We start from the raw sequence: 20166 nt of genomic DNA on the forward strand, positions 1-20166 counted from the left end.
ACGCCCGGAGCCCGTGGACACTGGACGTATGGAGTACTCCGACCTGTCCGACTTCCTGCGCAAGCGCCGCGAGGCCCTGCAGCCCGAAGACGTCGGCATGCCGCGCGGGCGCCGCCGCCGTACGCCGGGCCTGCGGCGTGAGGAGGTCGCCGCGCTGGCGGCGATGTCGGCCGACTACTACAGCCGGCTCGAGGGCGGGCGCGGGCCGCAGCCGTCGGTGGAGATGCTCGGCGCGATCGCGCGGGCGCTGCGCCTGACCCTCGAGGAACGCGACCACCTGTTCCTGCTCGCCGGCCACGGTACGCCGCCGCGCACGACGCGGGCGTGCCACGTCGACCCCGGCATGCTGCGGATCCTGGACCGGCTGCACGACACACCCGCGCTGCTGCTGAACCGCTGCGGCGAGGTGGTCGCGCAGACGCCGACGCACGTCGCGTTCGCGGGGGAGCTGACGAACTTCCAGGGCATGGAGCGCGCCGAGGCGTACCGCTGGTTCGCGCATCCGGAGACCCGGGCGCTGTACGCCGAGCCCGAGGTGTCGACGCACAGCAAGATCCTCGTCTCGAACCTGCGCACGGTCGCGACCATCGACGGGCCGAAGTCGTACGCGGCCTCGCTTGTCCGGGCGCTGCAGAAGCTCAGCCCGCAGTTCCAGGAGATCTGGGACGCGCACGAGGTGGTCGTCGCGCACAGCCGGACCAAGCGCTTCCGGCACCCGTCGGTCGGCGAGCTGGAGCTGTACTGCGAACTGATCGACAACCGCGACCAGCAGCAGACCCTGATCGTCTTCACCGCCGAGCCGGGCAGCGAGAGCGCCGAGAAGTTGCGGTTGCTCGGCGTTCTGGGCAGTCAGGTGATGGACTCTGGACAGGGCTTTGATCGGGAGTTAATTTAAGAGCTGAAATTTCAGAAGGTTCTGACGGAAAGGTCCGCCCCCATGCTTTCCGATCGCTTCCGCGTGCCCACTTTCCTGCTCGCCCTGGTCCTGGTGATCAGTGGCCTCACCTCGCCCGCGGTCGCCGCCGTTCAAGCGTCCTTCAAGGTGCTCGCGTTCTACAGCGGTACCTGGGACGCGGCCCATATCGACTTCGAGAAGGAAGCGAACCAGCGCTTTCCGGAGTTCGGGGCGCAGAACGGATTCTCCTACACGGCGACGAACAACTGGGACCAGCTCGACACCCTGAGCGCCTCGCAGTACCAGGTGGTGATGTTCCTCGACGACTCGCCGCACACCGACGCGCAGCGGAACGGGTTCAAGAACTACATGGACAACGGCGGCGCGTTCTTCGGCTTCCACGTGTCGGCGTACAACGACGCGAGCAGCAGCTGGCCGTGGTTCAACAACACGTTCCTCGGGACCGGGCACTTCGTCTCGAACACCTGGGGACCGACGGCAGTGACGCTGCGGACGGAGAACCGTGCGCATCCGGCGCTCGTGAACACCGGCGCGACGTTCCGGTCGTCGGTGAGCGAGTGGTACAGCTGGCAGAACGACCTGCGCACCAACCCCGACATCCAGATCCTCGCCTCGATCGACCCGTCGAGTTTCCCGGTCGGCACCGACCCGAACCAGACCTGGTACTCCGGCTACTACCCGATCATCTGGACCAACAAGAACTACAAGATGATCTACGCGAACTTCGGCCACAACGCGATGAACTACGACACCAATACGCGGCTCTCGTCGACGTTCGACAGTCCGGCGCAGAACCAGTTCATGATGGACGCGCTGAAGTGGCTCGGCGGTGCCGGTACCACGCCGCCGGTGGACCAGCCGTCACCCACCGCGTGGTACCAGATCGCCAACCAGGGCAACGGAAAGTGCGTCGACGCCCGCGCCGCCGGGACCGCGAACGGGACCGTGATCCAGCAGTACGCCTGCAACGGAACGCAGGCGCAGCAGTTCCAGTTCCAGCCGACGTCGGGCGGGTTCACGCGAGTGAACAACCGCAACGACGCGACGAAGGTGATCGACGTGACCGGGGTGTCCGCGGCGGACAATGCGGGGCTGCAGTTGTGGACGTACAGCAATGGGGACAACCAGCAGTGGCAGGCGGTTTCCGAAGGTGGTGGGTTGTTCCACCTCGTCAGCCGGTTCAGTGGCAAGTGCCTGGCGGTGCCCGGTGGGTCGGTGGCCGACAGTACGCAGCTCGTTCAACTCTCCTGCGACGGGGGCGCGGCGCAGTCTTTTCAGCTGACGGCGAGCTAGATTGCCGCGCATGAGAATCCTGCGTGTGGCCGCTCTCGCGGCAGGAGGTCTGTTGTTGATGGCTAACGTCGTACCGGCTCAGGCTCACGGCGGGCCGTCGTACCGGTGGGAACTGACGCCGACCGGTACGACGGCGCAGTTCCGTGGGCTGGCGGCGGTCAGTAAGGACGTCGCCTGGGTCGGCGGTACGGCGGGCACCGTGTTGCGGACCGTCGACGGCGGGAAGCACTGGCAGAACGTCAGCCCGGCCGGCGCCGAGGCGCTGCAGTTCCGCGACGTCGAGGCGTTCGACGCGGAACGCGCGGTGGCGCTGACGATCGGCGAGGGTGAGGACTCGCGGGTGTACCGCACCGCCGACGGCGGGAAGACGTGGTCGGAGACGTTCCGGAACACGGATCCGAAGGCGTTCTACGACTGCATCGCGTTCAACGACGCCAAGCACGGGCTGGCGATGAGCGACCCGGTGGACGGCAAGTTCCGGATCGCGGCGACGTCGGACGGCGGGAAGTCGTGGCAGGTGCAGCCGACCGGTGGGATGCCGGCCGCGCTGCCGGGCGAGGCCGGGTTCGCCGCCAGTGGCACCTGTCTGGTCGCGGGCGCCGGGCGGACGGCGTGGTTCGCGACCGGCGGCGGGGACCGGCCGCGGGTGTTCCGGACCGTCGACGGCGGCCGGCGGTGGACGGTGGCGGACTCGCCGATGGCGAGCGGGGCAGCGGCCGGAATCTTCAGCCTGGCGTTTCGGAACGCGCTGTTCGGAGTCGCGGTCGGCGGTGACTTCACCAAGCCGACCGAGGCGGTGAACGCGGCCTCGGTGACGTACGACGGCGGCCGCACCTGGCAGCTGGTGCCGGCGGACAAGGCCCCGAAGGGCTACCGCAGCGGCTCGCACTTCGTCCCGTGGTCCCCGTTCACGGTGATCGCTGTCGGCCCCTCCGGCAGCGACGTAAGCCTCGACGGCGGCCGCAGCTGGACCCAGTTCTACGACGGCAGCTTCGACAGCATCGAATGCGCCGGCCACGGCGTCAACGCCGGCTGCTGGGCCTCCGGAGCCAAGGGCGCAGTCGCCCGCCTGGTGCGCTGACGTTCAGACCGGCGACACCCACTCGTCGCGCGGGTGTCGCCGGTTTTCCGGAAAGATGAGCGCATGCGTAAATTGCTGACCGTTCTTGTGGGGTTCCTGATGGTGGTGCCTACTGTTGCCGCGGCTCAGCCCGACGCGGGTCGTCCGGGCCGGCCGTTGACCGTGATGACCTACAACATCCACCACGGCGCCGGCATCGACGGCGTCCTCGACCTCGAGCGCATCGCCGTACTGATCGAGCAGTCCAAGGCCGACGTGATCGGGCTGCAGGAGGTGGACCGGCACTGGGACGTCCGGAGCAACTGGGTCGACCAGCCGGCCTGGTTCGCGCAGCGGCTGAAGATGCACTACGCGTACGCCGCCAACCTCGACCTGCCGCCGAAGAACCCGGGCGAGCCGCGCCGCCAGTACGGGACCGCGATCCTGTCGAAGTACCCGATCCAGGACTTCGCGAACACGCTGCTGCCGCTCTACCCGACCGGTGAACAGCGCGGACTCGCGGTGGCGAACCTCACAGTGCGCGGGGCGAAACTGCGGTTCGCGAACACCCATCTGACCAGCAACAACAACGCCGAACGGCTCGAGCAGGCGCAGAAGGTGGTGGAGCTGCTCAGCGGCTCGAAGACCCCGACGCTGCTCGTCGGCGACCTGAACGCGATCCCGACGGCGCCGGAGATCAAGACGCTGACCGCCGTGTACGACGACACCTGGGCAGAGGTCGGCGACGGTCCCGGGTACACGATCGAGGCGGACAACCCGACCAAGCGGATCGACTTCCAGCTGCACAGCGCGGGCCTGCGGCCGGTGCGGGCCGCCGTACCGGTGACGCCGGCGTCGGACCACCTGCCGGTGCTCGCCTCGTTCGTTCTCAGCTGAATCCAGTTCCGCGACAACGCCCCTCCGGCATCGGCCGGAGGGGCGTTGTCGTGCGCCCACCTGCAGCTTCGCGGAATTACAAGCTTGTAGTTTGTCAAGTCGACACACGGGTGAAACAAAGTTACTTGTGTGAAAGCTGTTCCCAATGGGGCTGCAGGCAACTAGTGTCACGTATGTGGTCCAGGAGGACCAAAAGTTCACGAACCCTGGGGAAGGGGTTCGTGACCGGCGGAAGGAACGATCCCGATGCGGACGCCCCCAAGGGCCACGTCCGGCGAACGGGTCGCGAGTGCTGGGAAGACCGGACGGGCAGGCAAGCTGCTGCTCTCCGGGGTGCTCGCGATCTGCTTGGCCGGCTCCATGGCCGTGCCCACGCTCCCGGCCGAGGCTGCCAAGCCGAAGCCGCCGGTGATCCCGTCCAAGGCCGCGGTCGCGCGGGCCAAGCAGGCCGCCAACTCGAAGGCCGCCCAGGTCGCCAAGATCGAGCGCGAGCTCGCCGCCGCGAACACGCGGCTCGAGCAGCTCGGCGTCCAGTCCGGGATCGCGGACGAGGCGTACAACGGCGCCGTCTACCGGCTCCAGCAGGCCAAGACCGCGGCGGCCGCCGCCGCGGCCCGTGCCGCCGACGCGGAGAAGACGCTGGCCGCCCAGCGGCAGCAGATCGGCCGGTTCGCCGCCGCGTCGTACCAGGGCGGTGGCGACGTCGCGAAGCTCGCGCCGCTGTTCACCGCGGACGGGCCGCAGCAGCTGCTCGACTCCGCCGGCGCGGCGCACTCGGTGTCGGCCGCGATGCAGGGGTCGTACCTGCGGTTCTCGGCGACGCAGGTGATGACCAACCTGTTCAAGGTGCAGGCCGACCAGGCGGTCGTGAAGGTCAAGAAGGCCGCCGACGAGGCGGCCGCGGCGAAGAAGGCCGCCGAGGACGCAGAGGCGGCGCAGGCGGCCGCGGTGACCGCGATCGGTGTCCAGCGGAAGAACTCGATCGCGCAGCTCGCCGTGCTGCAGAACATCTCGGTGAAGGTCGCTGCCCAGCGGCAGCACGGGCTGGAGGAGCTCGCCCGGATCAAGGCGGCCGAGGAGGCGGCCCGGAAGGCGGCCGAGCTGAAGCGGCGGATCGCCGCCCAGGAGGCCGCGGAGCGCCGAGCCGCGGCGGCCGAGCAGGCTCGCGAGGAGCAGGAAGCCCGCGAGGAGGCCAGGAAGAACCACGGCAAGAAGCCGAAGCACCACAGGCCGTCGAACGACGGCAACAGCGGCAACGGCGGCGGTGGCGGTGGTGGCGGCAATTCCGGTGGGAGCTCGTCGGGGCACGGCGGGTCGGCGGCGGTCAGGTTCGCGATGCGGCAGCTGGGCGACATGTACCTGTGGGGCGCCACCGGGCCGAGTCGGTGGGACTGCTCCGGCTTGACAATGGGCGCCTGGGCGAACGCCGGCGTGCAGCTCCCGCACTACAGCGCGGCGCAGTACGAACAGATCCAGCACATCCAGGAGAACGACCTCCGCCCCGGCGACCTGATCTTCTGGGCCCTGGACCCGAACGACCCGGCCACCATCCATCACGTCGCGATGTACATCGGCGGCGGCATGATGATCCACGCCCCCCGCACCGGCAAGCCGGTCCAGATCGACAGCGTCTACTACTGGATCCCGCCGAACTTCTTCGGCCGCCCGTAGCCGTGTAGTTGTCTCCGGCAACAGTCAGCTGTTGCCGGGGACTTTCGCACGTCAGACCAAGCGGTGGCCGCCGTCGGCGTGGAGGACAGTGCCGGTGATGTAGGTGTTGCGGAGTAGCAAGAGGATTGCTTGGGCGATGTCTTCGGGGTGGCCGATTCGGCCGGCGGGGAGGCGGGAGGCCATGGCTGCCAGGGTTTGGGGGGCTTCGGGGCCGGCTACGTCTTGCCAGATGGGTGTGTCTACCCAGCCGGGGGAGATGACGTTCACGCGGAGTGGGGCGAGTTCTACTGCCAGGGCGGCCGCGAGTGAGGCTAGGGCGCCGTTGAGGGCCGCTAGCAGGGAGGCGCGGGGGCCGGGGCGGTAGGCCGCGATGCCGGACGTGTAGACGATCGAGCCGTTGGGTTCGAGGAACGGAGCGCCGTGTTTCGCGAGCAGGAGCGGACCTAGCAGCTTGGAGTCGATCGCGCCGCGGGCCGCCGCGACGTCGTACGTGCGGATCGGCTGGTAGGCGCCGGCGACGTCGGCCGCGGTGGTGACGATGTGGTTGATCTTCCCGGTCGTCGCGAACAACCGCTCGATGTCCGCCTCGCTCCCGAGGTCCATCGCGACGGTGTGTACGCCGAGTTCCCGCCGTACCGCGGCCAGCTTCTCCGGGGACCGCCCGGCGACGGTGACTTCGCTGCCCTGGGCAACGAGTTCGGCGGCGAGGGCGCGACCCATCCCCGAGTTCCCGCCGATGACGACAACGTGTTCCGGCACTGAATCTCCTTCATTGGTTGACATTTCGAGCCAACCACCGAAACAGTCAGTCCACCACGACTTCCTGGCTAACGACCGTTAGGCCGGGGCTAACGGTCATTGCCTGCAGCACCGGATTGCTCGAGTCGGCGCGCCATACCGCGGCGTACCGCGCGACCAGCGGACGCCCCTCGAGTGGCCGCCATACGACCTCGGCACTGGCCGCCCGGCGCGACCCGAGGCTGATCGCGTCCCGCCGGACGAGCAGCGCGGACCGGACCTGCGAGTGGCTCATGCTGATGTCACTGAGCCGTACGCCGGAACCCATCCGGCGCAGCACGTCGTCGTGGAACTCCGGCGCCGAGGCACGCGGTATCCAGATCAGCTCGAGACCGGCGAGGTCCGCCAGCCGGAGCTCGGGCCGACCGGCGAGCGGGTGGGTCGCCGTGAGCAGTATGCCGAGTTCCTCGCTCGCCAGGTCCGTGGAGGTGATTGCCGCAGGCAACGTGACCGGCGTACGGACCAGGCCGAGGTCGATCTCGCCGTTGCCGAGCATCCGGAGCTGGTCGGTGGTGGTGCCGGCCTCCAGCGTGACGGTGCTGTTCGGGAACCGTTCGGTGGCGAGCTGTTCGAGCGCGGCCGGCAGCCAGCCGGGGATGCCGTTCAGCAGGCCGAGCCGGAGCACGGGCTCGTCCAGGCCGGCGGCCCGGCGGGTGTCCTTCAGTGCCAGGCCGGCCGCCTGCAACGTCTCCCGGGCGCGGGCGAGGAAGACCTGCCCGGCCGGGGTGAGCTCGACACCACGACTGTGCCGGATCAGCAGCGTGGTGCCGACCTCGCGTTCGAGCTGTTTGATCTGCTGGCTGAGCGTCGGGGTGGAGATGTACAGCCGCTCGGCGGCCTTCCCGAAATGCAGCTCCTCGGCGACGCCCACGAAGTACCGCAGCTGCCGAAGCTCCACCCGGCGATCCTATCGGGACCGGATCGCCAGGCCATCACAATGCGCCGCTGCGCGGCGGGTGCACGCTCAGGCCCGGGCGAGGGGAGTGATTGTGATGGCCTGGAGGAACCGGTCAGGGGGTGGCGACCAGGCGGCCGAGGCTCGTCCGGGCGTCCAGCGCTTCGTGGATCTTGGTGACGTCGGCGAGTGGGTGGGTGGCGTGGACGGACGGTCGGAGTTCGCCGGACTGCCAGCGCCGCGTGACCTCGGCGATGTCGGCGCGGGCCGCGTCCGGGCGGGCGCCGCGCCAGCCCATGATCGCCACGCCGGTGACGGTCTTGAAGCCGAACAGGGCACCCGCGGGGACGGCCGGCAGCTCGGTGGTGATCGCGCCGTACGTCACCATCGTGCCGAGTGGCCGGAGAAGTCCGAGCCCCTCCTCGAAGACCTTGCCGCCGACCGCGTCGAGGACGGCGTTGACGCCGTCGGGGGCGAGTTCGCGGACCTTGGCCGGCCAGTCCGGGTCGGTCAGGTCGACCGCCTCGGCGCCGAGCGAGCGGATGAAGTCCAGCCGGTGCGGGGAGGACGCCGTACCGATGATCGTCCTCGGGTCGTACGAACGGGCGAGCTGGACGGCGAGGTGGCCGATGGTGCCGGCCGCGGAGTGGATCAGCACCGTGCCGCCGGCCGGCAGCTGGGCGGTCTCGAGCAGCCGGTACGCGAGCGGCCCGGTCATCGGCATCATGGTCGCCTCGGCGGCGTCGGCGTCGTCCGGGATCGCGGCCAGGAACGCGGCGTCCGCGAGTACCTCGTCGGCGAAGGCGTCCTCGGCCAGCGACCCGACCCGTTGGCCGATCGCGACACCCGTGGGTACGTCGGGGCCGATCGCGGTGATCCGGCCGATCACCTCGCCGGTCAGCATGCCCGGGAGCGGCCGGTCCCAGGGCGTGCCGCCGCGCCGGAGGACGGTGTCGATCGCGTTCGCGCCGATCGCCTCCGCCCGGATCCGGACCTGGCCGGGGCCGGGCTCGGGGACGGCGACCTCGTCGAGCTGGAGGACGTCGGGACCGCCGTGGCGGTGGTAACGCACTGCGCGCATCGTGGGCTCTCCATATAGTGGGGTGTATAAATAATGGGAGATTCCCACGATAACCTCATGCGGGAGGCGTTGCCAATAGAGTTGGTGGGGTGAAGAAGTCGCCGAACCATCGGCTGTCCGACCAGGTGCTGTTCGCGCTCGGGCGGGCGAGTCAGCATGCCCAGCGGCTGGTCCGGCAGCACATGACCGAGGGCGGCGTACGGACGCTGCACTACCACGTGCTGGCGAGCCTGGCCGACGACGGTGAGTCGGTGCAGGCGACGCTCGCGGACCGGATCGGGATGGATCGCAGCGACCTGGTCACGCTGCTCGACGAGCTGGAGGAGCTGAAGCTGCTGGCGCGGCGGGTCGACGCCGCGGACCGGCGCCGGAAGATCGTCGCGATCACGCCGGCCGGGGAGAAGCACCTGACCGACATGGACCAGCTGATCTACGCCGCGGAGGCGGACCTGCTGGCACCGCTGACCGCGGCGGAGCGCAAGACCCTGCTGGCCCTGCTCCGCCGCGTCTCAGGGGATTAGTGGCCTTCGGTCTTCAGGCGTTCGAACGAGGCGGTGATCTCCTCCTCGGCGGCCGCGCGGCCGACCCAGGTGGCGCCCTCGACGGACTTGCCGGGCTCGAGGTCCTTGTAGACCTCGAAGAAGTGCTGGATCTCCAGCCGGTCGAACTCCGGCACGTGGTGGATGTCGCGCAGGTGCTCCTGGCGCGGGTCGCCGGCCGGGACGCACAGGACCTTGTCGTCCGGGCCCTTCTCGTCGGTCATCCGGAACATGCCGATCGCCCGGGCGCGGATCAGGCAGCCCGGGAACGTCGGCTCGGGCAGCAGCACGAGCGCGTCCAGCGGGTCGCCGTCCTGCCCGAGGGTGTCCTCGATGAACCCGTAGTCGGACGGGTACTGCGTCGCCGTGAACAGCGTGCGGTCGAGGCGCAGCCGGTTCGTCTTGTGGTCCAGCTCGTACTTGTTGCGGGTGCCCTTGGGGATCTCGATGAAGACGTCGAACTCCATACGGCAGATACTGTCACGGTTCCGACCGACCGAATGACAGGAGCAGCCCGGTGGCCCGACCTGCCCGTGCGGCATTCGTCACGCTTCTCAGTACGGTGCTGTGCGCCGGGCTCTGTACGAGCAGCGCACGCGCCGTACCCCAGGCGGTGCAGCTCGCCCAGCAGCAGGCTCCCGCCGTACTGGCTCCGGCGACCACGCAGGGTTCCGCTCCGACCGCAGCGGGTGTCGCGGCCGCGCTCGCGCCGATCCTCAAGGACCCGTCGCTCGGCCCGCACCACGGCATCTACGTGTACGACGCCTCCCGCGGGAAGGCTGTGTTCTCGGTCGGCGCCGGTACGTCGTACACGCCGGCCTCCACGCTCAAGCTGCTGACCACCGTGTCGGCGCTGGAAACGCTCGGCCCGGACCACACGTTCGCAACGAACGTCGTGAGCCTCGGCAAGGGGGCGATCGCCCTGGTCGGCGGCGGCGACCCGCTGCTCGCGGTGAAGCCGGCCGCCGACTACCCGGCCCGTGCGACCCTCCAGGCGTTGGCCGCGAGTACGGCGAAGGCTCTCAAGGCGCAGGGGATCGCTTCCGTCACCCTCGGGTACGACGCCACGCTGTTCACGGGGCCCGCCGTGAACGCGCACTGGGAGGCCAACTACGTCCCCGAGGGCATTGCGGCGCCTACGTCGGCGCTGTGGGTCAACGAAGGCCGCATTGCTCCCGCTATGGCGAAACGGTCGGCCTCACCGTCGCTGGCCGCGGCCCAGGCGTTCCAGAAGCTCCTGCAGCAGTACGGCATCAAGGTGGCTGCCGCCAAGCCGGTCGACACGCCCCCCAACGCTGCGCTGCTGGCCCAGGTGAAGTCGCCCACGCTCGGGCAGATCGTGGAGTACATCAACCTGCACAGTGACAACGACGGTGCGGAGACGCTGCTGCGGCACGTGGGGCTCGCTACCGGCAACGGGGGCTCCTACATCGGCGGTGTGAAGGGCGTCCGTGCCACGCTGACCAAGCTGGGCATGGACGTGTCCAAGGCGACCATCTACGACGGCAGCGGCCTGACACGTGCCAACAAGGTCCCGCTGGAGCTGCTGGCCGGTGCGGTGCAAGTAGCCGCGTCCAAGGACCACCCTGAGCTGCGGCACCTGCTGACCGGTCTGCCGATCGCAGGGTTCGACGGGAGCCTCCGGGAGCGCTTCACCACCGCCGGCACAAGCTTCGGGACCGGGCTGGTCCATGCGAAGACCGGGACGCTCACCAGCGTCCACAGCCTCGCTGGGTACGCCCTTGACCGCACAGGCACGCTCCTGGTGTTCGCGATCGCCAGCGACAGCGTCCCGGTGCCGAAGACGCTCGACGCGCGGGCGGCGCTCGACCGCGCCACGTCGGCGCTCGCCAACTGCGGCTGCTGATTGTTGGGACATAGCACTAGGGTCGTTGTATGAGTACGGCGGAAGGCGGGACCACGACCGAGATGGTCGACTGGCAGCTGGCGACCGGCGTGGCGCGGAAGCTGGTGCGCCCCGGCCCGGCGGTCAGCCGGGCGGAGGCCGACCAGGTGGTCGCCGACCTGCGGCAGTTCGCTGCCGAGTCCGAGGGGCACGTCCGGGAGTTCACCGGGCTGCGGGCCACGTCGGCCACCGCGCCCGTGGTGATCGTGGACCGGCCCGGGTGGGTGCAGGCGAACGCGGACGGTTTCCGTACCGTCCTGCAGCCGCTGGCCGACAAGCTCCGTGAGAAGGCGGACCGGGCGGCCCTGGCGTCCGCGGTCGGCTCCCGGGTGACCGGGATCGAGGCCGGCGCGCTGCTGGCGTTCCTGTCGTCACGGGTGCTCGGCCAGTTCGACCCGTTCTACCCGGCGGTGCCGGACCCGGACCGGCCCGGTGTGACGGGGCGGCTGCTGCTGGTGGCGCCCAACGTCGTCCACGTGGAGTCCGAGCTGGACGTCGTACCGCGGGACTTCCGGTTGTGGGTGTGTCTGCACGAGGAGACGCACCGGGTGCAGTTCACCGCCGTACCGTGGCTGCGGGACCACCTGCGGTCGGAGATCGCGCTGTTCCTGGACCAGGCCGAGCTGGACGCTTCGGCGTACGCGGTGATGTTCCGGGAGGCCGTGCAGCGGCTGGGCCGTTCGGTGCGCGGCGAGGCCGAGCTGAGCCTGGTGGACCTCATGCAGTCCCCGGAGCAGCGTGCGGTGCTGGACCGGCTGACCGCGGTCATGTCGTTGCTGGAGGGCCACGCGGACTTCGTCATGGACGGCGTCGGGCCGTCGGTGATCCCGACCGTGGACAAGATCCGGGCCAAGTTCACCTCACGGCGGGCCAGCGGGAACCCGGTGGACCAGCTCCTGAAGCGGCTGCTCGGGCTGGACGCGAAGCTGCGGCAGTACAAGGACGGTGCCGCGTTCGTACGGCGGGTCGTGGACCGGGTCGGCATGGAGGGCTTCAACCGGGTCTGGACCGGTCCGAACACGTTGCCGACCAAGAACGAGATCGCGAACCCCGATGCCTGGGTCTCCCGACTCCACGGCTGAGGGGCTGATCGCGCGACGGCGCGGGAAACTGCACCCTGCCGTCGCCCGGACCCGGGAGGCCGTGCGGGCGACGCTGAGCGAGCTGCCGAAGGGTACTACGGTGCTGGTGGCGTGCTCCGGCGGGACCGACTCGCTCGCGCTGGCAGCAGCCACCGCGTTCGAGGCGCCCAAGCTGGGGCTGCGGGCCGGGGCGGTCGTGGTGGACCACGGGCTGCAGGCCGACTCGGCGCACGTGGCGGAGGTCGCGGCTGAACAGTGCCGGTCGCTCGGGCTCGAGCCGGTGCGGGTGTGGGCGGTGGAGGTCGGTACGGAGGGTGGGCCTGAGGGGGCGGCTCGCGTAGCACGGTACGACGCTCTGCGGGATGCTGCGGACGAGCTGGCAGCGGACGTCGTGCTGCTGGCCCACACCCGTGATGATCAGGCGGAGACTGTGCTACTCGGGTTGGGGCGGGGGTCTGGGGCTCGGTCGTTGGCGGGGATGGCTCCGGCGGTCGGGCTGTTGCGGCGGCCGTTCCTGGAGGTGCCTCGGGCTACTACGGCCGCCGCGTGTATCGCGTCGGGGCTGCGGCCGTGGCACGACCCGCACAACGACGACCCGCAGTACACGCGGGTCCGGGTGCGCCACGAGGTGCTCCCGGTGTTGGAGGAGGCGCTGGGACCCGGTGTGGTCGAGGCGCTGGCCCGTACGGCGGGGCTGCTGCGGGCGGACGCCGACGCGCTCGACCAGCTCGCTGCGGACGCGGCCGAGACCGCACTGAGCCGTACGGAGGGCCAGATCGTCTGCGACACCGGCGTACTGCTGGACGAGCCCGCCGCGATCAGAACGCGCGTACTGCGCCAGGCCGCGCTGGAGGCCGGCTGCCGGGCCACGGACCTCACCGCGGGGCACGTGGCGGCCGTCGACGCGCTCGTCATGGACTGGCGCGGGCAGCGCTGGATCGATCTACCACAAGGGATCCGCGCCGTCCGCCGGGGCGGATTCATCGCATTGGGCTCCGATGTGACAGGCTGACGCCGTGGATGCTGCGGACATCGAGAAGGACCTGAGCACGATCCATTACACCGAGGACCAGATCCTGGCGAAGCTGCGGGAACTGGCCGGGCGGATCGAGCAGGACTACGAGGGCAAGGACCTCCTCATCGTCGGTGTTCTCAAGGGGGCCGTGATGGTGATGGCGGACCTCGCCCGAGCGCTCACCCGGCACGTCGAGATGGACTGGATGGCGGTCTCGTCGTACGGCTCCGGGACCAAGTCGTCCGGCGTGGTCCGGATCCTGAAGGACCTGGACACCGACATCAGCGGCCGGCACGTGCTGATCGTCGAGGACATCATCGACACCGGCCTGACGCTCACCTGGCTGGTCAGCAACCTGCAGTCCCGTGGCCCGGCGTCGGTGGAGATCTGTACCGCGTTCCGCAAGCCGGACGCGGCCGCGAAGATGGCGGTCCCGGTCAAGTACGTCGGGTTCGACCTGCCGGACGAGTTCGTCGTCGGGTACGGGCTGGACTACGCGGAGAAGTACCGGAACCTGCGCTGCGTCGCGACACTGGCACCGCACGTCTACTCCTGAGCGGCTCCGGCAGGCACACTTGGCGGCAGCCTGTACAACGGGTCCCACCCGTCCTTTCGTGACCCTCGTGGTGTGTTGTCTTGTGCGACACGAGACACTTGGACTGGTGTTACCGTCACAAGCCCGCATACCCGGGCCTGCCGAGCTAGGAGGGACGGGGCCTGGGCCCCGATCATGGACGTGAAGCGTATCTTCCGCGGACCCCTGTTCTGGATCGTCGTCGCCTTCTTGGGCGTACTGGTGATCGGACAGCTCCTGACCGGCTCGTCCGGCTACAAGACCGAGTCCACCGGCCAGGTGGTGCAGCTGATCCAGCAGGCGAAGTCGTCGAGCGACAAGACGATCAAGTCGGTGACGCTGAACAACCCGGACGAACAGATCCAGCTCGAGAAGACCGACGGCACCAAGATCCAGGCGCACTACGTCGACGGGCAGGGCCAGAGTCTGGGCAGCGACATCCAGAGCCTGTACCAGGACGGCAAGATCGAGAAGTACGACGTGCAGAACCCGAAGCCGAGCTTCATCGGCCAGGTGTTCTCCACGCTGATCCCGTTCCTGCTGATCGCGGTCGTGTTCATCTTCCTGATGAACTCGATGCAGGGCGGCGGCTCCCGGGTGATGAGCTTCGCCAAGTCGAAGGCCAAGCTGGTCACCAAGGACACCCCGAAGACCACGTTCGCCGACGTCGCCGGTGTCGACGAGGCGATCGAGGAGCTCGGCGAGATCAAGGAGTTCCTGCAGGAGCCCGGCAAGTTCCAGGCGGTCGGGGCCAAGATCCCCAAGGGCGTGCTGCTCTACGGCCAGCCCGGTACCGGCAAGACCCTGCTGGCGCGTGCGGTGGCCGGCGAGGCCGGGGTGCCGTTCTACTCGATCTCCGGCTCGGACTTCGTCGAGATGTTCGTCGGTGTCGGTGCCTCCCGGGTCCGGGACCTGTTCGAGCAGGCCAAGACGAACGCCCCGGCGATCGTGTTCATCGACGAGATCGACGCCGTCGGCCGGCACCGCGGTGCGGGGCTCGGCGGCGGCCACGACGAGCGCGAGCAGACCCTGAACCAGCTGCTGGTCGAGATGGACGGCTTCGACGTCCGCGGCGGTGTGATCCTGATCGCAGCCACCAACCGGCCGGACGTGCTGGACCCGGCGCTGCTTCGGCCGGGCCGCTTCGATCGGCAGATCGCCGTCGACGCGCCGGACCTGCCGGGCCGCAAGCAGATCCTCAAGGTGCACGCCCGCGGCAAGCCGATGGCGCAGGACGTCGACCTCACCGCGGTCGCCCGCCGGACGCCCGGGATGACCGGTGCCGACCTGGCCAACGTGCTGAACGAGGCGGCCCTGCTGACCGCCCGGTCGAACGCGCAGCTGATCGACAACCGCGCGCTGGACGAGGCCATCGACCGCGTGATCGCCGGCCCGCAGCGCCGGACCCGGCTGATGTCGGACAAGGAGAAGGTGCTCACGGCGTACCACGAGGGCGGGCACGCCCTGGTTGCCGCCGCGCTGCCGCACTCCGACCCGGTGCAGAAGGTGACGATCCTGCCGCGGGGCCGGGCGCTCGGCTACACGATGGTGATGCCGGACGAGGACAAGTACTCGACCACCCGCTCCGAGATGCTGGACAAGCTGGCGTACATGCTGGGCGGCCGGGCGGCCGAGGAGATGGTCTTCCACGACCCGACCACGGGTGCCTCCAACGACATCGAGAAGGCGTCGGCGCTGGCCCGGGCCATGGTCACGCAGTACGGCATGACCGAGCGGCTGGGCGCGATCAAGTTCGGCCAGGACAGCAGCGAGCCGTTCCTCGGCCGTGACTTCGGCAGCCAGCGGAACTACTCCGAGGAGATCGCGGCCGCGGTCGACGAGGAGGTCGGCAAGCTGATCCTGAACGCGCACCAGGAGGCCTTCGACATCCTGGTCGAGAACCGGTCGGTCCTGGACCACCTGGTCGAGGAGCTGCTGGAGAAGGAGACGCTGGACAAGCACCAGATCGCCCGGATCTTCGAGCCGGTGATCATGCGGGAGCGGCGGCCGGCCTGGACCGGCTCGTCGACCCGGGTGCCGTCCGACCAGCCGCCGGTGATGCCGACCCCCGCCGAGCAGAACGGGCAGAACGGGCAGAACGGCCACGAGGGCTCGCTGTCCGACGTGCTGCCGGGCGGCTCGGTCGGCCCCGACGAGGCGATCCGCCCACCGGACTACGGCAGCGGCCCCACCCCGCCGAACCACCAGTAGAACCAGCGCGAACGCCGCCACCCGATCGGGTGGCGGCGTTTTCGTGTACGCGGCGGGTAGCGTTCCACGGGTGACGTCACCGAAGTTCGACCATGCGCGGGCGGAGCGGGCGGTCCGCGAGCTGTTGTTCGCGATCGGCGAGGACCCGGACCGCGAGGGGCTGCGGGACACGCCGGCCCGGGTGGCCCGGTCGTACGCCGAGATCACCGCCGGGCTCGGCCAGCGCGCCGAGGACGTGCTGACCACCACGTTCGCGCTCGAGCACGACGAGATGGTGCTGGTGAAGGACATCGAGGTGTGGAGCCTGTGCGAGCACCACCTGGTGCCGTTCACGGGGGTCGCCCACGTCGGGTACATCCCGAGCCAGGACGGGCGGGTCACCGGGCTGTCGAAGCTCGCCCGGCTGGTCGACGTGTACGCGAAGCGCCTGCAGGTCCAGGAGCGGCTGACCACCCAGATCGCCGAGTCCCTGGTCGAGATCCTCGAGCCGCGCGGCGTGATCGTCGTGATCGAGTGCGAGCACCTGTGCATGACCATGCGCGGCGTCCGGAAACCGGGCGCCAAGACCATCACCTCCGCCGTCCGCGGCCAGCTCCGCAACCCCAGCACCCGCGCCGAGGCCATGAGCCTGATCGTTGGCTGAACCACCCGTAGCTCCGGAACCCCCGAGCTCGTTGAAGTTTGAGAGTCCGGGACTATGGACATTCTGTCGCTGAGCGTTTACTTTCCGTAGTGGTGCTTGGCCAACGGGGACCAGGTGCCGTGTGAGGAGGACAGGATGTCGGGGCGTTTCCGGATCGGCGCCGCACTCGCCGGGGTCGTCGTCCTGACGGCGGGCGGACTCGCAGCAGCGAACTGGGCCACCGCGGACACGCGGCCCACGACCACGCCGAAGACAGGCGTGAAGACGCCCGTCGACCCGCTGGTCGCGGAGACCCTGGAGTCGGAGCTCGGAGCGGACTCGGGCGTCGTCGGCAGCTACTACGACGAGGCCGGTGAGCTGATCGTCGCCGTCTCGAACCTGTCGGCGGCGGAGCTGGTCCGGCAGATCGGCGCGATCCCGCGGCTGGTCAAGTACACGGCCCACCAGTTGAACGCCGTACAGGACGAGCTGAACCACGTCGCCACCACGTCCAGCGCCGGCAAGGTGCGCTCGTGGTACGTCGACCCGATCACCGGGACCGTGGTCGTGTCGGTGCCGAAGAACGCGCACGACTCGATCACCGAGCGGTTCCTGTCCCGCGCGGAGGCGAACGGCGACCAGGTGACGGTCCGCCGGGTCTCCGGGACGATCCGCACCACCGCGGACGACTTCAGCCTGCGCGGCGGCGTCCAGGTCGACAAGAACACCGGGTACGTCTGCTCGCTCGGCTTCAACGCCAAGACCCGCCAGGGCACCCGGATCTTCCTGACCGCCGGGCACTGCACGTCCGGCAAGCCGTCGTTCTCCCGCAACGGGTACGTCCTCGGCGACACCTACACGTCGACGTTCCCGGGCAGCGACTTCGGCTCGGTCGGCGTCATCGAGGGCTGGGACCAGCAGGGGTACGTCGAGGGCTGGGGCAACGGCAACGTCGCGGTCAAGGGGATCGCGGACGCCACCGTCGGCTCCACGCTCTGCAAGTCCGGGAAGAGCACCGGCTGGACCTGCGGCCGGATCGTCGCCCGGAACGTGACCGTCAACTACGGCAACAACCGCGTGGTCCGCGGCCTGTTCCAGCACACCGCGTGCGTCGAGGCCGGCGACTCCGGCGGCGCCAACATGACCGGCAACTACGCCCAGGGCATCACCAGCGGAGCGGCCCTGATCGACGGCCAGTGCCTGGAGAAGTACGGCCAGACGAACGAGTCGTACTCGCAGCCGATCGGCGTGGTTCTGCAGTCCACGAAGTCCCGCCTGATCCTCGCCGACTGACCTCTCTGTAGGCCTTGGGGGTGCGGGCTACTACGGTGTGTGGGTGAGAACTGAGCCATGGGGTCACGTCGACGGGTTGCCGGTGCTGGACCGGTGCCTCGTCATGGGCGTGGTGAACGTGACACCGGACTCGTTCTCCGACGGCGGCGAGTGGTTCGAGCCGGCCGCGGCGATCAAGCACGGCCGGGAGTTGCTGGCCGAGGGCGCCGACCTGCTCGACGTCGGCGGTGAGTCGACCCGCCCGCGGGCCGTCCGGCCGTCGCAGGAGGAGGAGATCCGCCGGGTGATCCCGGTCGTCGAGGCGCTCGCCGCGGAAGGCGCGATCATCTCGGTCGACACCATGCGGGCCCCGGTCGCGGAGCTGGTGCTGGACGCCGGCGCCACGATGATCAACGACGTGTCCGGCGGGCTCGCCGACCCGGACATGCTCCCGCTGGTCGCGGAGCGCAAAGCGCCGTACCTGTGCATGCATTGGCGTGGGCACTCGCTCGACATGCAGAACAGGGCGGAGTACGGCGACGTGGTCGCGGAGGTGATCGCCGAGCTCGCCGAGCGCCTCGACGTTTTGCGCGCCGCCGGCATCGAGCTGAACCGGGTCGCGCTCGATCCCGGGCTCGGGTTCGCGAAGAACGCCGAGCACAACTGGGAGATTCTTCGCCGGATGCGGGAATTCGCCGTACTGGAAAGACCGTTGCTGATCGGTGCGTCCCGGAAGACGTTCCTCGGTAGGCTGCTCGCCGACGAGCAGACCGGTGAACCCAGACCGGCCGTACGACGAGACGACGCGAGCGTGGCCGTATCCGCCCTGGCCGCCGCCGCGGGGGCCTGGTGTGTCCGGGCACACGCGGTGGCACCGAACGTGGACGCGGTCCGGGTGGCACAGAGATGGGGAACGGTATGACGGATGCACCACGGCAGGGCACTGGAGGCGATGCTGCACGTGGGGCCACCGTCGAGGATGCGGTGCTGAACGCGAACATGGCGTTCTACAACGCGTTCGAGGCCGGCGATCTGGATCTGATGGCGGCGGTCTGGCTGCCGGAGCCGGACCCGGTCTGCATCCATCCGGGGAACGCGGCGATCTCCGGGTATCCCGAGCTGATGCGGGCCTGGGCGATGATCTTCGCGAACACGCCGTACATCCAGTTCTTCCTCACCGATGTCCAGGTACGGGTGGATGAAGGCGTGGCATACGTCACGTGTACGGAGAATGTCCTGTCGTCCGGTGAGGGTGCGCCGGAGGAAGGGTTCGCGGGCGGAAAGGCACTCGCGACCAACGTTTTCCGCAGAACTTCCGCCGGTTGGCGGTTGTGGATCCACCATGCCTCCCCGGTACTGTCGTCTGGGGGCCGACAGGAGGAGGCGGAATGAACGGTCCCAGTTTCCCTCCTGATGTGATCGAGATCCGGGGCATCCGCGGGTTCGGGCGCCACGGGGTGTTCGAGCACGAGCGGGCCGACGGGCAGGAGTTCGTCGTGGACGTCCGGCTGGAGCTGGACACCCGGCCCGCCGCCGCCTCCGACGACCTGGCCGACACCGTGCACTACGGGGTGCTGGCCGAGCAGGTGCACCACGCGATCGAGACCGACCCGGTGGACCTCATCGAGACCCTCGCCCAGCGCATCGCCGATCTCTGTCTTGCCGACGAACGGGTGACAGCGACGGCCGTGACCATCCACAAACCCTCGGCGCCGATCACGGTGCCGTTCGACGACGTTGTCCTGACCGTGCAGCGCAGAGCCGGAGAATCCTCGTGACTGAGACCCCTAGTCCCCACGTCATCGACGCGGACACCCTGAGCGGAGGCCTGAAGCCGATCCGCCAGCTCATCCTGTCGCTCGGCAGCAACCTCGGCGACCGGGAGGCCAACCTGCAGGGCGCGGTCGACGCGCTGCGGGACACCCCGGACGTCGTCGTGGTCGAGGTCTCGCCGGTGTACGAGACCGATCCGGTCGGCGGCCCGGACGAGTCGGGCCCGTACCTGAACATCGTGCTGCTGGCCGACACCACGCTCGGCGTCGACCTGCTGCTGGAGCGCGCGCACGCGGTCGAGGAGGCGTTCGGCCGGGAGCGCAGCGTGCCGGGCGCGCCGCGGACCCTGGACATCGATCTGATCACCTACGGGCAGAAGACGATCGAGACCGAGGAGCTGACCATCCCGCACCCGCGGGCGCACGAGCGGGCGTTCGTGCTGGCGCCGTGGCTCGACATCGAGCGGGACGCCGTACTGCCGGGCCACGGCCCGGTCGCGGAGCTGCTCGCCAAGGTCGGTACCGACGGTGTGACCAAGCTCGACATCGAGCTGCAGTAGTG

At 69.4% G+C, this 20166-nt stretch carries 21 protein-coding genes; 17 read left to right on the plus strand and 4 right to left on the minus strand.

Annotated elements, in window-relative coordinates:
- The first annotated feature begins 28 nt into the window (after positions 1-28).
- From ACFV9C_RS18580 to ACFV9C_RS18600, 5 genes are all read left to right on the plus strand, one after another.
- Entirely contained in the window at positions 29-895 is an 867-nt protein-coding gene (locus tag ACFV9C_RS18580; RefSeq protein WP_380195098.1) for a helix-turn-helix transcriptional regulator, read from the plus strand.
- A gap of 42 nt (positions 896-937) precedes the next feature.
- The gene (locus ACFV9C_RS18585) at positions 938-2209 is read left to right on the plus strand and encodes an RICIN domain-containing protein (RefSeq protein ID WP_380195100.1); all 1272 of its coding nucleotides are present in this window, start codon (positions 938-940) and stop codon (positions 2207-2209) included.
- A 10-nt stretch (positions 2210-2219) separates the two neighbouring features.
- Positions 2220-3290 (plus strand): WD40/YVTN/BNR-like repeat-containing protein, encoded by a 1071-nt coding sequence (locus tag ACFV9C_RS18590; protein WP_380195101.1) that lies wholly within the window; start codon positions 2220-2222, stop codon positions 3288-3290.
- A gap of 63 nt (positions 3291-3353) precedes the next feature.
- Complete coding sequence (locus tag ACFV9C_RS18595) at positions 3354-4166, plus strand: endonuclease/exonuclease/phosphatase family protein (protein WP_380195103.1); 813 nt, start codon at positions 3354-3356, stop codon at positions 4164-4166.
- Positions 4167-4412: 246 nt separating this feature from the next.
- Positions 4413-5837, plus strand: coding sequence for an NlpC/P60 family protein (locus ACFV9C_RS18600; RefSeq protein ID WP_380195104.1), 1425 nt, complete (start codon positions 4413-4415; stop codon positions 5835-5837).
- Between the two features lie 51 nt (positions 5838-5888).
- Here ACFV9C_RS18600 and ACFV9C_RS18605 read toward each other — a convergent pair whose 3' ends face one another.
- The 3 genes from ACFV9C_RS18605 to ACFV9C_RS18615 all read right to left on the minus strand — a co-directional run bounded on the left by ACFV9C_RS18605 (position 5889) and on the right by ACFV9C_RS18615 (position 8611).
- A complete protein-coding gene (locus ACFV9C_RS18605; protein ID WP_380195106.1) occupies positions 5889-6596 on the minus strand; it encodes an SDR family oxidoreductase in 708 nt (235 codons plus the stop codon).
- Between the two features lie 46 nt (positions 6597-6642).
- On the minus strand, positions 6643-7533 hold the full coding sequence (locus ACFV9C_RS18610; protein ID WP_380195108.1) for a LysR family transcriptional regulator: 891 nt from the start codon (positions 7531-7533) through the stop codon (positions 6643-6645).
- 112 nt (positions 7534-7645) lie between these two features.
- Entirely contained in the window at positions 7646-8611 is a 966-nt protein-coding gene (locus ACFV9C_RS18615) for a zinc-binding alcohol dehydrogenase family protein (RefSeq protein WP_380195110.1), read from the minus strand.
- A gap of 89 nt (positions 8612-8700) precedes the next feature.
- On the opposite strand from ACFV9C_RS18615, the gene ACFV9C_RS18620 reads away from it, so the two are divergent.
- Positions 8701-9132, plus strand: coding sequence for a MarR family winged helix-turn-helix transcriptional regulator (locus tag ACFV9C_RS18620; protein WP_380195112.1), 432 nt, complete (start codon positions 8701-8703; stop codon positions 9130-9132).
- Here the strand turns inward: ACFV9C_RS18620 and ACFV9C_RS18625 are convergent.
- The gene (locus ACFV9C_RS18625; protein ID WP_209692505.1) at positions 9129-9617 is read right to left on the minus strand and encodes an inorganic diphosphatase; all 489 of its coding nucleotides are present in this window, start codon (positions 9615-9617) and stop codon (positions 9129-9131) included. The genes ACFV9C_RS18620 and ACFV9C_RS18625 overlap by 4 nt on opposite strands.
- Before the next feature lie 50 nt (positions 9618-9667).
- On the opposite strand from ACFV9C_RS18625, the gene dacB reads away from it, so the two are divergent.
- From dacB to folK, 11 genes are all read left to right on the plus strand, one after another.
- Positions 9668-11017 carry a D-alanyl-D-alanine carboxypeptidase/D-alanyl-D-alanine-endopeptidase gene (dacB, locus tag ACFV9C_RS18630; protein ID WP_380195115.1) on the plus strand — a complete coding sequence of 450 codons (1350 nt, stop codon included), beginning with the start codon at positions 9668-9670 and terminating at the stop codon, positions 11015-11017.
- A gap of 29 nt (positions 11018-11046) precedes the next feature.
- On the plus strand, positions 11047-12138 hold the full coding sequence (locus ACFV9C_RS18635) for a zinc-dependent metalloprotease (protein ID WP_380195117.1): 1092 nt from the start codon (positions 11047-11049) through the stop codon (positions 12136-12138).
- Entirely contained in the window at positions 12110-13150 is a 1041-nt protein-coding gene (gene tilS, locus ACFV9C_RS18640) for a tRNA lysidine(34) synthetase TilS (RefSeq protein WP_380195119.1), read from the plus strand. The genes ACFV9C_RS18635 and tilS overlap by 29 nt, the downstream gene beginning before the upstream one ends.
- A 4-nt stretch (positions 13151-13154) precedes the next feature.
- The gene (gene hpt / locus ACFV9C_RS18645; protein ID WP_380195121.1) at positions 13155-13709 is read left to right on the plus strand and encodes a hypoxanthine phosphoribosyltransferase; all 555 of its coding nucleotides are present in this window, start codon (positions 13155-13157) and stop codon (positions 13707-13709) included.
- Between the two features lie 174 nt (positions 13710-13883).
- Complete coding sequence (gene ftsH / locus ACFV9C_RS18650; RefSeq protein WP_380195123.1) at positions 13884-15938, plus strand: ATP-dependent zinc metalloprotease FtsH; 2055 nt, start codon at positions 13884-13886, stop codon at positions 15936-15938.
- 43 nt (positions 15939-15981) lie between these two features.
- A complete protein-coding gene (folE, locus tag ACFV9C_RS18655; RefSeq protein WP_380195124.1) occupies positions 15982-16581 on the plus strand; it encodes a GTP cyclohydrolase I FolE in 600 nt (199 codons plus the stop codon).
- A 135-nt stretch (positions 16582-16716) separates the two neighbouring features.
- Positions 16717-17853, plus strand: coding sequence for a S1 family peptidase (locus tag ACFV9C_RS18660; protein WP_380195126.1), 1137 nt, complete (start codon positions 16717-16719; stop codon positions 17851-17853).
- A gap of 103 nt (positions 17854-17956) precedes the next feature.
- Positions 17957-18754, plus strand: coding sequence for a dihydropteroate synthase (folP, locus tag ACFV9C_RS18665; protein WP_380195510.1), 798 nt, complete (start codon positions 17957-17959; stop codon positions 18752-18754).
- Positions 18751-19224 (plus strand): nuclear transport factor 2 family protein, encoded by a 474-nt coding sequence (locus ACFV9C_RS18670; RefSeq protein WP_380195127.1) that lies wholly within the window; start codon positions 18751-18753, stop codon positions 19222-19224. Before folP ends, ACFV9C_RS18670 begins: the two co-directional genes overlap by 4 nt.
- The gene (folB, locus tag ACFV9C_RS18675) at positions 19221-19610 is read left to right on the plus strand and encodes a dihydroneopterin aldolase (RefSeq protein WP_380195129.1); all 390 of its coding nucleotides are present in this window, start codon (positions 19221-19223) and stop codon (positions 19608-19610) included. The genes ACFV9C_RS18670 and folB overlap by 4 nt, the downstream gene beginning before the upstream one ends.
- Positions 19607-20164, plus strand: coding sequence for a 2-amino-4-hydroxy-6-hydroxymethyldihydropteridine diphosphokinase (gene folK, locus ACFV9C_RS18680; protein WP_380195131.1), 558 nt, complete (start codon positions 19607-19609; stop codon positions 20162-20164). The genes folB and folK overlap by 4 nt, the downstream gene beginning before the upstream one ends.
- Positions 20165-20166 lie beyond the last annotated feature (2 nt).

This window comes from Kribbella sp. NPDC059898 (assembly GCF_042730855.1).
In the GTDB taxonomy this organism is placed as follows: Bacteria; Actinomycetota; Actinomycetes; order Propionibacteriales; family Kribbellaceae; genus Kribbella.